A 12,500-nucleotide genomic window follows, 5' to 3' on the forward strand; every position below is an offset into this window, starting at 1 on the left:
GAATCGCAAAGAATATCCTTTTGTATTTCCGTGGAAGAAGTATAAGTTCGAACTAGGAATCTACCTTTCTTGGAATTTGACGGTTTTACGTTTTCTACAAGTGTTCCGGTTTGAATTTTGGATCGAATCGGAGATCTCAACTTTTCTACTAGAAAGCCGTTTCCTTCAGGCCAAGTGAGAAGACTCAAGTCCTCTCCGTTTTCATCCGCTGGGCGAGAACAAAAATAGTGAAGCCCGATCCAAGCGGAGACCGTATCTATAGAGCCGCCGAAATCGTCGCGGACGGAATAATCCAAAAACCAAAAGAGTTCTTTTGTTTTAAATCCGTGTTCCTTGATATATTCAAAAAAATTAATTTTGTCTAGTTTTAAAAATTCAGGATCTCTGGAAGAAAGATCGATCGGAATCGAAAAAGCTTTTTTGCCATCTCTTCCAATTTTTGATCTCCAATTTTGAATAAGCTTCTTGAATTTTTGTTCTTCGTTTGCTGCCCGCGATCCAGGACTGCCTGTGGGATATAAACCTTCGTTCCATCTTCCTTGATAAAAGATTCGTTCTTCGGGGTCGAAACAAAGATATCTTTCGTTGTAGATTGGTTTTCCATTTTTGTCTTTACCCACGATAATTTCGTTTTCTTCAAGAAACTTACGGACTAGAACCGCTTCTTCTCCGGGTTGTGGTAAGTAATGAGCGCCCCAAGGATAATTACCGATCGAATTCCGTCCTGATCTCGAATTTCCACCGGAATCGTTTTCTAATTCTATAATTTTGAATTCATCAAATCCAGATTTATGAAGATAATAACCCGCACTCAATCCAGAGATTCCCCCTCCTAAGATTAACACTTTTACTTTTTCGGAAATGGGAAGATTTATATTGGCTGCGTTTGGTTCTATGCTATTTCGAATTCTATGTCCGACATCGTGATTCGGACCTAAAATTTTTCCGGAAATTTTTTGTCTGAATTTTAAAAACCAAATTCCGCTTGCGAGTGCTGAAAAACAAAAACCTAAAATCGCAAGAAAGGATTTACGGGAAATGGTTTTTTGGTCGTTGCCCATACTTGTAGGAAGATTTAGGGGAATCTCCAATCACGCAAGGAAAAATGGGGTAAAAGAATTGCGTTTGGAATTGAAAAGATTCTTTTGCAAGGAATGGCTCTTTTTTTGGACTTTGACAACACATTTTTAGATTCGATCGGAATCTATGAAACCACGATTCAGCAATTTTGTAGAAACGCAAAAGAATACGGATTCTCTTCCGCAAAGGAGTTTTCGGAGTTTTACGAGACTGCAAGAAAAGAAACAAAAATTGAACTGAAGGATTCTCCTTCGAATCGGCTTCGTTTAATTTATTTCAAAAAGATGTGCCTGTCAAAATGGGGAACTTTGGACCCGAAGTGGATTTTAAAACTAGAGAGAGATTATTTCCGAAACTTTCGAGAGGGAATTAAAATTCGTAAAAAAAAGTACGAGAGAGAATATAAGGAAGTCTTTTTACTCTTAAAAATAATTTCAGAAAAACATAAACTTCTTTTTTGTACGAACGAAAATTTGAAAACTCAATTGATCAAATTTGATCTTTTATTTCCAAAAACTTTTCCTTACGCGATTTTAAGCTCGGAAGAAGTCGGAAAAGAAAAACCTTCGGAAAAATTTTACTCCAAAGCGAACCAACTTGTTTCCGAAGAAAAAGTCGTCTCGATGATAGGTGATTCTTTAAAGGATGACATAGAAGGTGCGCTTCGTTATGGAATTTCGGCGATTCGTATAACATCTGTCTTTTCTAAAAAACGGAATAGTCCGAAAGAACAAAAGATTTCGTTAGAAGTCGGTTCCGATATAAAGCGAGAATATTCCTATTTGGAAACAAACGATCTAAGAACCGCTTTGAGATTATTTCTTTAAAACGGCGAATAACGTATTATTCAAGTTCATCGTTTTGAAACTGAGTAACCAAATGGCTTTAGTCGCATAATAATAAACTTTTTTAAAAAGAGGACCAAAACTGCCGCCTTGACTTCCCGAAACGGAAGCGATCGGTTTGAGAATCGTGAACTTACAGTCCGCAAATCCTGTTTGTTTTGCGAGCATTCTCATTGTCTTTTCGGTATAATCATTGATGTGATCTTTCGCTTCGAGATAATGACCGTTTGGTTGCATACCCTTCAGAGTGACTTTCAACTTCGCTTTAAAAAGTTGAATTGGAAAATTCGGAGTTTGTAAAAATAGAATCCCACCCGGTTTTAAAAGAGAATGCAAGTATTCTAATAAACTATGAGGTTTTGGAATGTGTTCGATCACGTCCCAAAGAGTGATGATATCCAGAGAGCCTTTTGCGATTCCGGAATTTTGGACGATTCCCGAAAAAACGTTTTTCAATCCGTTTTTATCCCTGGCAAATTGAACCGCTTTTTCGGATATTTCGTAACCCGTGGTTTCCCAACCGGGTTTTTGATCTTGAATTCGCTTAACAAAAAAACCGAGTCCGCAGCCCACGTCTAAAATTTTGCCTGAAGGAGCTGTTAAAAATCTTTTGATGAAGTCCTGATAAATTTCCCTGTGGGCGTGATCCCACCAGCCGAGATCATAGGAAGAATCGTTGTCCCAATAACCTTCGTAGTGTTCTTCCTGTTCATAAGTGGAAAAAACGTGACCACAATTGGAGCAACGGACGATATCGATTCCATTTTCTACAAAAACAATAGAATTTTTAGTATTTGAGCAAAGATAGCAGGTTTGATTCAAAAGAGCCCCCACGGAGTCGTCGAATTTTCAATGTCTTCGGTTGAAGTCGAAAAAGCCAGAAAAAAGTACATAACTTTTTCTTGTTTTTGAATTTCCTCAGGTAACAGTCTAAGAAAATATAGAATTCAATTCATCCTAGGAGTTCTTGTGGCCGCGCTTAAATTTACAAAAATGGAAGGAATCGGTAACGACTATGTGTATATCGATTCCACTCAGGTTGATATTCGCTTAACGCCGGAGCAAATTCAAAAAATATCCGATCGTAATTTTGGAATTGGAAGTGACGGAGTTATCTTTATTCGTAATTCAAAACAAGGCGATTTTATGATGGACATGTACAATTCGGATGGAAGCTCCTCCGAGATGTGCGGGAATGGAATTCGTTGTGTTGCCAAATACATCTACGATCACGGCTTAACGAATTCTAAAAATCCAAAAATCGAAACCGGTGCGGGTGTTTTAGAAGTGGATCTCAAGATCGGATCGGGAAACAAGGTGGATCTCGTCAGCGTTGATATGGGCAAACCGATCCTGGTTCCTTCCAAGATTCCTATAAATTGGAAGGATGAGGAAACGATCATCGATCAAATGTTTGAGATCGCGGGAAAAAATTTAAAGTTTACCGCGGTAAGTATGGGAAATCCACACTGTGTGATTTTTGTGGATGATTGTGATCAATTTCCCGTAAGTGGAATTGGGCCTTTGATCGAACGGCATCCTATCTTTCCGAAACGAGTGAATGTGGAATTTGTTACGGTTCGCGGAAAAGATCATTTCTATCAAAGAACCTGGGAAAGAGGAGCGGGAGAAACGCTCGCTTGCGGAACCGGAGCCTGTGCGGTTGCGGTCGCTGGAAATTTAACGGGAAGATCGGGAAAGGAAGTGAAGATTGATTTAAGAGGTGGGACTCTTAAAATTCAATGGCAGGAATCCGGAAACGTTTTGATGACCGGACCTGCAAGAGAGATTTTCTCGGGGGAAATAGAAGTTTAGAATTTTCTAAACTTCAAATTACTTTAAGCTACTTCGGTTCTTTGTAGATTTTCCATTCTCACTCGAACTTCATCCGAGAGTTTTTTTAAATTATCTTCCAGTTTTCCCTCAAGATAAGGTCTATGATCGATTTTAGGTCCATAAAGAACGCGGACCTTTTTGTAGATCGATCTCCGTTTGATATCGCAGACTTCCTTAGGCATTCCCATAAAAGAGCGAACTAAAGAAGGAATCGGAATATCAGAATAACTTTCTTCAATCGGAACGATTACCGAAGGGAGAATATCAACTTTGTTTCGAATTGAGAATGCTGCAAAACCTTCATGAAACCGTACCATGGGGGCGAAAAAGTCGTTTTGAACCATGTAATCGTGACCTTCCGGAAAAATTCCCAAAACACCTTCCCTCTTAAAAACTTGCTGTACCATTTTGATACTTGCCATAGAAATTTTTCCGTCAATTGCCATTGGAATTCCTCCGGCCAATTTGGCTAAGTCTTTGAAAATCGGAATTCGAAACGTATAATCCGCAGCGATCCAGGAAATGTATCTAGGAAAAGTGTAGGAAAGAATGAACGGATCCATGTCGGATCTATGATTACTGACAAGGATTAGCTTACCTTCCTGGGTAATATGTTCCGTTCCATAGGCGTTAATGTTCACGGCAAAACCCAAAAAAGGGGCCACAAACTGTTTCAGTCTGAGATATGTTTGAGCTTCCTTTTCCATGAATGTTCCTCGGACTTTACAATAAGGGGAGCTATTTTATTCGCCCGTAAAAATAGACCACCATTTCTTTTTTTCCTCTAAAGAATTTGCATTTCTTGGATCGGAAGAGGATTCCGATTCGTGGAATTTACCTCGTTCTTGAGAGCGAGAGAGGTCCCTTCTTTTTCTGTCATGCTGCGGCGTGGAACGTCTTAATTCTTCCAATTCTCTTTGTGCGGAGGCACTGGACTTGATATAGTTTCGTATATCGGCCCATTCGGGATCTTGTTCATTTCCGTAAACTGCATAATTCATAAGATCAATCGAATCAAACTCAGGCATAGAGCTTCTTTCCAGGTTTATTTATATAAATGGGTAAAATTCCCACAATCTCATATAGTCTTCTTAGGGGAGAGATGTTGCAAGAGTTTTCATATCATGGGTTCTAAAAAATGCGTTTGAAATAACGTAAACCAAGTTAGATGAGAAAATAATTTAGAGTTAAGTTTTCTTTTTTATTGTGGTTTTCTGAAGATTGTTCATCTGAAATCCGAAAGTATTTTCATGGAGAATGTAGAAAGCGAATTCCTAAAACGACATAATCTGAAAATTGAGGAAGCCAGACCAAGTGAAAACATAAAAAAGAGCGAAAGAGGCAGGATCTTAAAATTTCCTAAAAGGAGTATCTGGAATGCTGAAAAGATGCGAAAACTTTATGAAATGTTATTTTTTCAGTGAACGTTTGCTAGGCGTTATTCGAAAGATCTGTCTTTTTTTTAAAAATATAAGAAATGCCTTCATACTTTTTTAATAGTTAGTATATGATCTTTTTAAAAGAATAGGTGGCCTTGGAGTGTGATGGAAAGTGAAAGAGGGATGCAAATTTCAAAAGAAGACTATTTTATTGAAACGAAAAAAAATCGGGGGAGAATTAGAATTTCCGGGACTCTTCGTTTATTCAATGTAGAAGAATACGATCCGATCATTTCTGCTATCGAAACAATGTTGGATAATTCCGGAAGAGGAAAAGCGGTCATTGATATTAAGAATTTGGATTTTTTAAATAGCGCTGGGATTGCGAGTCTTTCCAGATTTGTCGCCGCTTACGATAGGAAAAGTATTCATAATGTGGAGATTAAAGGTAATAAAAATAAATACTGGCAGATTAAATTCTTGGAAAATATTAAAAAACTCAGATCGGAAATTAAAACGAGTCTCGAATAAAGGAATCAAACACTCAAAGCTTTGAGTTTTGTTTTTACAACTTCGTTCAAATCCAAATAGGCTCTTACGGTGACATCGTAAGTACCATGGGAAACCTCATTGATTAAAAATCCCAATCGGACGGGAAAATCCTTTGAAAGAAGTAAAAGACCGATTCCGGAGTTTGGTTCGTTTCCATCTCGATTTTTGAGTTTGTTGATATAAATTTCGTCCGAGTTTCGGTTAATGAGAGCCGAGATGGAATTTTCCAGTTTATTCTTATGAATTTCGTTCGTTGAGTTTTTAATTTCAATTTTTAATATTTCGGAATAATATTTGAGATCTAAAAGAATTTCTCCCTTTCTATCTTTGGAAAACTTCGCTGCGTTTTCTATCAATTCATTTAATACGATCGAAATAGTATTGGAAGAATCTGGATCCAATTTTTCTTGGCAAGAACAATAGAGAGAAATGTAATCCGCGGTGATCGAACAGCGTTTCCATTGAACCCGAAGATCCATAGGTCGTAGCTTCAATGTGAATTCACTTTCGCAAGGAAGGGTATCGGGTATCAGATTGTAATGGCCATATTTGACAGGATAATTCATAATGTTTTTCAAATTTTTTAAATCCAACAAATTGTATTTAAAAAATAGAAACTTGAATTTTCGGTAAGAAAAGTAAAAAACGACCTCGAATAAAAAATAAAGTCGGATTAAAAAAGTTTTTTTAATTGATTGAGATACTCGCTTCGATTCGAGTCCGCTTCGGAAGGGGCCCAAGGTGCAAAATCCTTGTCTGTAGTGGGATCGTAAGGCCCCGATTTTCCTTCAAAGCAAATTGCATTCTCAGAAAGGCAAACGAGAGTGTGGTATACTCCGGGAGCGATATCAATTCCGTATATTGGGCCATCGGAGTTTAGATAATGTGTTTCTCGAATCGAGCCGTCTTCACCAAAGAGAATAAATCCTAAACTTCCTTTGAGCACCAGAAATGTTTCCGGTTTAGGGGGAGATTTGTGTCTATGTGCCTGGATGTACGTATCTCGAGTGAGAACGTTCAGAAACCTTTGATAAACTTCTGAAAGTTCATGAAAATTATGGTTGGCTCTTTTACGAGGGGAGGCATTCGCTTTCTGCAATACCTCCGAAAAAAGAGAATCCGTAAGGAGTTGTCTGTACGGTTTGGAAAAGTTCAAGTTTGGATTCACAATACTCAATAAGATATGACTTACAGGCTGTGCAAGTATTTCCCGCATTTACTCTTTCTATAATTTCTTGATAACTTACACCTTCAAGTCTTGCGATTTCTACAATAGTTTCGAAGGTTACTTGTGCACAGTGGCATTTATCCATTTTTGAACCTAGCTCTTTTTGTATCAGAGTTCTTATACAATGGAAATGAGACTCAGTCTTAGTGTCAAATCGTACACTGATTTTTTTTAAATTTCCAAAAAAGATTCGAAATTTTATGTCTCTTTATTATCGATAGTTTGAATAAGATTTAGTCAATTTTGAGAGAAATCTCTGTTTTCTTGCCGTTTAGAGCGGTTTTTACAGAATAGAAGGAGCAATTTAAAGAACTCGAGTTAGAGTTTTCCACAAAGAAGATTTCAAACTGAATTTTAATTTTGGCTCTGATAGACTGAAATGAAAATATTGATTCGGTCCGTAATAAAAGAAGGAAAATCAGCGTGGACGACCCGATCTTTTCCGATTAAAAATTCTTGAGCGTTCTTTTTAGAATCAATCAACTTTGAATTTTTCATAAAACGTAATAACTCCCACATAAAATTTAAAAAATGCACTCGCTGGTCTTTAAAGATAAGATGTAGTTTAACGTGAGTTCGATATACTTCAATCACCCAAAATCAGGAAAGTTCAGGCACACAACGCTTCCTAAGGGTCGCTCTGCGGAGCGTAAGTTTCACAGAAGATTTGTCGGAATTCCGACAGATTTATCTTCGGATCCGAGTACTTGTGGCGCCCTTAGGAAGTGCAACACTTTAGTTTCTTATTCGCCCAAACTCACGTTTCTTAATTCATAAACTAAAATTTTTATTTCTATATGTGTATTCTTCAAAAGTATCGAGCAAATTCTGAATTTTCAGAATTTTACACAATCTTATATTCGAGTTAAGAGGCACGAATTTGTAGAAAGAGCGTTCGTATAACAAGATCGGATGCGAATTACTTACGTAAACTTAAAAAGAAAGTTGGCGCGCCCAGAAGGAGTCGAACCTCCGACCTTCTGATCCGTAGTCAGACGCTCTATCCAGCTGAGCTATGGGCGCGGATCAATGGATATAAGATTCCAAATGAGAAAGATGTCTTTCGGGAATCTTAAGTGCAATCTTTTTTGTACTCGTGTAATTGTATAGCAGTAATCCGGAGACCCCAAGATAAATCAGAATTCCTACAAGATGGACAATGTGTCCAAGCCAAGGGCCTGCAACTGGAATCCAAGAGACTAAGGCGCTGGCCAAAAGAAACCCGAGAAAATAAAGAAAGTTTACGAAAGAAATTCCGGAATATTTTCGAACCGTTGGGTTTTCCCAATAAAAGGTGAATCCTATCAACCAGGTCCCGAATAAAGGTAGAGAAACTAAATAAACTAGAAATTTTTCCGATCTCAAAAACCGGTTAACAACTTTGGGAAGGTTATGGAGAACCGGTTCGTATTTTTTTAAATATTTTTTGAAGTTCATTTTCCATCTCCAGAAAAAAAGGCAGAGTAGATTCTTTCTCTTGATACGCGTTCCAGGCTCCCAGTGCACTGTAGCCCAAAAATAGAATCCAAGAAACGTAACTGATAAAATCGGTTACGATCGGGTTGACTCGAATCAAAGATAAGACCCAGCTAATCACTGGAAATTCTCTTAGAAACCAAACCACAGCATAAATAGCGATAAAACCTACGTTGAGTTTCAACGCTTGAAGAATATGAAAGGATGCGAATTTTTGATTCTTGCGAAAGATCCAAATGAACAGCCATCCGAAAAAAGGAATATAGGAAATAGCGGCGATTAAGCCTGGGAGTTCTTCACTTTTTAAAATTCTCAAGGTTTCTTGAATAAACTCTTGGGTTTTGAAGCGCTCAGAGGACATAGGGATGAGAATTTCAGTCATTGAATAAAATGAAAGCAAAATCCGGAGACGCAGGGATTCGAACCCTGGGTACAGTTACCCGTACGACAGTTTAGCAAACTGCTCCTTTCGGCCACTCAGGCACGTCTCCATCGACGGAGAAGGTAGGATTCGAACCCACGGTGGGATTACCACGACGGTTTTCAAGACCGCTGCTTTAGACCACTCAGCCACTTCTCCTGACGGAATTACTTTACCGTGAGAAAACCCTCTTGTGTCAAGGTGAATTGTTCTTTGCGCTTTGGGATTCCCGGAAGTAACTACCGAAAGAGATGAAATCTGAGTCCGAAGGACATAAAAATCGTCCGAAAAAACAAATTCGCAAAATTTCTTCGAATAAAATTTTGTTGAAACCTCGTTCCTGGGTAAATTTAGGTTATGCGATCGCGAATTTTGAAAAAGCGACTTTTTTTTTGAAAAATGCGATACCAGATGAAACAGTTTATACGGTCCCTCTCAAAAAATCTGGCTCTTTGGTTTGGGGAGTCGTCTCCGAAATCGAAGTGATTTCGCCGGAAAGGATTCCATCCGATTGTAGTTCGTTTCCTCGTTGCGGAGGATGTTCTTATCGCCATGTTTCTTATCAAAATGAATTGAAAATCAAAAAAATCCTTCTTCAAGAAACGCTCGAACGTTTTTTATCAAAAAATCATATTCAAATTCCTGAAATAGAAATTCTCAGCGGAAATCCGAGCGGATATAGAAATACGGCACAGATTCAATTGGGGTTTGCGGGAGGCAAAAGGCTTGCGGGTTTTTATGAGGAATTTTCACATTCGATCGTAAATCTCCCCGAGGACGGATGCAAAAATCTTCCGGAAGAAATGAATTCGGTATTCGCTGATCTTTTGAAAAAGGAAAAAGCAGAATCAAAGATTCTTTCCTTGCGATTAGAAGGAACGAAAGTTGTTCCCTACAAAAAAGAATCGGTTACGTTTCGAGAAAAAATTTTTATTCCAAAACCCAAGGAAATCGTTTGGGAAATTCAAGCAGGAGGATTCTCACAAGTGAATCGATATCTCGTCGCTCCTTGGCTCGAAAAGATTTTCGAACTAGTTCCGGAAAATCAGGATCGAATATTAGAATTATATTGTGGTTCCGGTTTGATTGCGATCGCTCTTCAATCTAAAGCAAAAAATTGGATCGGTTACGAGCTTTCTTTAGATTCTGTAAAACAGGCCCAAAAGAACGCTCAACGAAACGGGATCTATTCTTGCGATTTCAAAGCTTTAAACTTGGAAACAAATCGGATCGATTCTGAAGAGGCGTTGTATTCTTCTTTTTGGATTGTGAATCCTCCGAGAGCGGGTTTGTCCAAAAAAGTTTTACAAACACTGACAGAAAAGAATCCCGGTGGATTTTTATACTCAAGTTGTAATCATACAACTCTTGCGAGAGATCTTTCTCTGATCTTGAACGGGAACTATAGGCTTTCGAACGTGACGCTGGTCGATTTTTTTCCAAGAACGAAACATTTTGAAGTCATTGTAAAAGTTGAAAGAATTTAGAATCTGTTCCAAAAATACTTTATCTTTGCTTAAAGTTCCGATTCCAATCATTCTAAGTTATTTTTGAAATAACTTCTTTCTAGTAATCAATTCATAAATTAAAACAAGATGGGTTTTATCCATAACCAACCCCATAAGTTAAGAAGGCTTTTGGGATAATAAGGATCAAAAACTGATATTTTTCAAGTGTTCCGACAAGAATCCCACTTTCTACTTGCAAAAAGTATGATTTTCTGATAGAGAAAAATCTCCCGAGCCTTTCCGCCTCCAGGCTCAATGATTTGCTCCCTACGGGTCGCTCATCACCCACCACCCAAAATCAGGGGAAACTCAGGCACAACGCTTCCTAAGGGTCGCTCTGCGGGGCGTAAGTTTCACAGAAGGTTTGTCGTAATTCCGACAGATTTATCTTCGGATCCAAGTATTTGTGGGTAATGTTATGGTTTTATGGGCGCTTATTGTCGAGATAACTTGAAAAAAGGCGGTGATGATATGGATCGTAAGTCGTTCAAAAAAAGTTAAAGCGAGAATAACGATACCAATTCAGTTCTAAAACATAGAAATTCTAAAAAGAAAAATAACAAAAAAGGCGAATCTGATAAAAATGGCGGATCTTAAAAATTAAGAAAGAAAAAGGAGATGATGAATTAAAAAGATAAGAGATCTAAAAAGAAAAAATTTGATAGAGTTGTTGAAAAATTCCATACTTCAGATTAACAAAACCGTTTCAGACCCCATTTCAATGAAGCAGAAATGGATTTTTCAAAAACTCTAATAGGAAAAAATGCAGAAACGACAGCGATAAGCTCGCATTAAGAAATTTAAAAAGAAATAAAAACTAAAATTCTCAATTTATTCTTATCATAAAAAATCGGAATTCATTCCGACTTTTTATTTTTTTACTCATATTGTCGTTTATGTTCTTAAAATAACCGCCGCAAGCTGATTTGAATTATTTTTATAAAATTTATAAACAATTTAAAACGAACATTATGTATTTTTAGTAAATTATATTACCTTAGTATAATATTTTATTCTTTAATGCAGATTTGGACTTTTAGACATCTTTATGCCAAGCACTTAAGGATAAACTTTCGACTTATTGCTTTTATATCCAATACTTTACTTATATATGAAAAAAAAGTTTTATATTGGATAAAATTTCGCAAATCCGGTTGACTGACTTTTTTTTTCGTACTTAGGATTTACTATATATAGTTAGTAAGTTTTGGATCAGCGGAAGGATGGAAGATTCGTTTATTTCATAAACAAGTTGTTTTCAAAGCTTTGATAAAAAATGGAGGATAGTGAGATGAAGAAATGGATTACGACTTTTCTAATATTCCTTGGATTTGAAGTCGGAACTTTAGCTGCTCAATCTCAGGCTGAGCTTTTTGCAAGGCCTGGGGTTATAGGCGATTCTTTGAGCCAAGGTTTTTTTGGTGCGACGGTCGAGAAAAAGACTCAGGATTGGGCTTATCCTGTGTTGGTGACTAAACAAGCCGGATCTTCCCTTTCCTATAATGTTCTTAAGGGACCTTGGCTGAATTTTGAAAGCGTTCTGAAAAAAGAATGCGGGCTTATTTGTATGGTGAAGTCTCTCATAGGAGGAAATGCTTCCACTGTAGATCTTCCGACACATGCGGGAATTACGGGAGCTGAGTATAGTTCCGTTTTAAGAACTTCGGGAGAATGCGCAGATGTTACCGCAATGAAATGGGGTAAAGAATGGTACTGGAAGAAATGGAATCAACGTACTTATCGTTGGACAAGGATTAAGGATTGTAAAAAGCCTGATAAATTTCATCAATTTGGTCTTCGAAAATCCGGGACTCAAATTGAGGTTATGGAAAAAGTCAAACCTACCTTTCTTTTCGGAACCGTGGCCGCGAATCATGTTCTCTGTACCGTACTTTCAACTTCTACGGATTGTTTGAATGAGGCTCGTTATAAAAGAGATATTCGCGAGGTGATGAGACGTTTAGCCGCCATTGGAAGTATAAAAGGTGGGGTCTTATTTACGATTCCAAATGTGACTGCGATTTCGTTTTTGGAACCTTACAAGGATCCTAAAGGCAGGGCGAATTTAACAGGATTGAAAGCTTTTTACCGTAACTTTGTAACCAATCCGCGCCAAATTTTAGATGCAAATGAAATTGCGACCATCACCAAATTCTTAACTATGTTAAACGACGA

The 12,500-nt window shown here is 37.7% G+C and carries 14 protein-coding genes and 3 tRNA genes (2 of these 17 running past the window's edge); 5 read left to right on the top strand and 12 right to left on the bottom strand.

Translation table 11 applies throughout. The features are described from left to right. Positions 1–1,061: the 5' portion of an NAD(P)-binding protein gene (locus FHG67_RS00340; RefSeq protein WP_002630866.1), read on the bottom strand. Its footprint begins 580 nt before the window's first position; 1,061 of the gene's 1,641 nt are visible here — the first part of the coding sequence; the start codon lies at positions 1,059–1,061; the stop codon falls past the left edge of the window. Between the two features lie 93 nt (positions 1,062–1,154). Here FHG67_RS00340 and FHG67_RS00345 point away from each other — a divergent pair, with 93 nt between their 5' ends. Next, on the top strand, positions 1,155–1,907 hold the full coding sequence (locus FHG67_RS00345; RefSeq protein WP_036075133.1) for an HAD family hydrolase: 753 nt from the start codon (positions 1,155–1,157) through the stop codon (positions 1,905–1,907). Here the strand turns inward: FHG67_RS00345 and FHG67_RS00350 are convergent. Then, positions 1,896–2,747: a class I SAM-dependent methyltransferase gene (locus FHG67_RS00350; RefSeq protein WP_036075130.1), complete on the bottom strand. Its 852-nt coding sequence runs from the start codon at positions 2,745–2,747 to the stop codon at positions 1,896–1,898. The two genes, FHG67_RS00345 and FHG67_RS00350, sit on opposite strands and share 12 nt — an antisense overlap. A gap of 147 nt (positions 2,748–2,894) precedes the next feature. Here FHG67_RS00350 and dapF point away from each other — a divergent pair, with 147 nt between their 5' ends. Then, a complete protein-coding gene (gene dapF, locus FHG67_RS00355; protein WP_002630842.1) occupies positions 2,895–3,740 on the top strand; it encodes a diaminopimelate epimerase in 846 nt (281 codons plus the stop codon). A 23-nt stretch (positions 3,741–3,763) separates the two neighbouring features. Here dapF and FHG67_RS00360 read toward each other — a convergent pair whose 3' ends face one another. Together FHG67_RS00360 and FHG67_RS00365 are read right to left on the bottom strand one after the other, a co-directional pair. Beyond that, on the bottom strand, positions 3,764–4,468 hold the full coding sequence (locus FHG67_RS00360; protein ID WP_004495145.1) for a lysophospholipid acyltransferase family protein: 705 nt from the start codon (positions 4,466–4,468) through the stop codon (positions 3,764–3,766). Between the two features lie 36 nt (positions 4,469–4,504). Beyond that, a complete protein-coding gene (locus FHG67_RS00365; protein ID WP_004499786.1) occupies positions 4,505–4,789 on the bottom strand; it encodes a hypothetical protein in 285 nt (94 codons plus the stop codon). Between the two features lie 534 nt (positions 4,790–5,323). Between FHG67_RS00365 and FHG67_RS00375 the strand changes: the two genes are divergently transcribed. Next, complete coding sequence (locus tag FHG67_RS00375; protein ID WP_016759254.1) at positions 5,324–5,671, top strand: slr1659 superfamily regulator; 348 nt, start codon at positions 5,324–5,326, stop codon at positions 5,669–5,671. 5 nt (positions 5,672–5,676) lie between these two features. On the opposite strand, the gene FHG67_RS00380 is transcribed toward FHG67_RS00375, so the two are convergent. From FHG67_RS00380 to FHG67_RS00410, 8 genes are all read right to left on the bottom strand, one after another. Next, complete coding sequence (locus tag FHG67_RS00380; protein WP_026054390.1) at positions 5,677–6,258, bottom strand: slr1658 superfamily regulator; 582 nt, start codon at positions 6,256–6,258, stop codon at positions 5,677–5,679. 107 nt (positions 6,259–6,365) lie between these two features. Beyond that, positions 6,366–6,908, bottom strand: coding sequence for a WbuC family cupin fold metalloprotein (locus tag FHG67_RS00385; protein WP_036075071.1), 543 nt, complete (start codon positions 6,906–6,908; stop codon positions 6,366–6,368). Positions 6,909–7,274: 366 nt separating this feature from the next. Further along, the gene (locus FHG67_RS21575; protein ID WP_004495062.1) at positions 7,275–7,418 is read right to left on the bottom strand and encodes a hypothetical protein; all 144 of its coding nucleotides are present in this window, start codon (positions 7,416–7,418) and stop codon (positions 7,275–7,277) included. Positions 7,419–7,866: 448 nt separating this feature from the next. Then, positions 7,867–7,943, bottom strand: a tRNA-Arg gene (locus FHG67_RS00390). 3 nt (positions 7,944–7,946) lie between these two features. Then, a complete protein-coding gene (locus FHG67_RS00395; RefSeq protein ID WP_004495125.1) occupies positions 7,947–8,357 on the bottom strand; it encodes a hypothetical protein in 411 nt (136 codons plus the stop codon). Beyond that, positions 8,311–8,757 (bottom strand): Tic20-like protein, encoded by a 447-nt coding sequence (locus FHG67_RS00400; protein ID WP_004495068.1) that lies wholly within the window; start codon positions 8,755–8,757, stop codon positions 8,311–8,313. Before FHG67_RS00400 ends, FHG67_RS00395 begins: the two co-directional genes overlap by 47 nt. Before the next feature lie 43 nt (positions 8,758–8,800). Then, positions 8,801–8,887: transfer RNA gene (locus FHG67_RS00405), tRNA-Ser, on the bottom strand. Positions 8,888–8,892: 5 nt separating this feature from the next. Beyond that, positions 8,893–8,976, bottom strand: a tRNA-Ser gene (locus FHG67_RS00410). Positions 8,977–9,068: 92 nt separating this feature from the next. On the opposite strand from FHG67_RS00410, the gene FHG67_RS00415 reads away from it, so the two are divergent. Next, a complete protein-coding gene (locus FHG67_RS00415; RefSeq protein ID WP_004499772.1) occupies positions 9,069–10,304 on the top strand; it encodes a class I SAM-dependent RNA methyltransferase in 1,236 nt (411 codons plus the stop codon). A 1,312-nt stretch (positions 10,305–11,616) separates the two neighbouring features. After that, positions 11,617–12,500: the 5' portion of a hypothetical protein gene (locus FHG67_RS00425; protein ID WP_004495103.1), read on the top strand. The gene runs 385 nt beyond the window's last position; the window shows 884 of its 1,269 coding nt (coding positions 1–884); it begins with the start codon at positions 11,617–11,619; the stop codon falls past the right edge of the window.

Origin of the sequence: Leptospira weilii (assembly GCF_006874765.1) — a bacterium.
Taxonomy (GTDB): Bacteria; Spirochaetota; Leptospiria; order Leptospirales; family Leptospiraceae; genus Leptospira; species Leptospira weilii.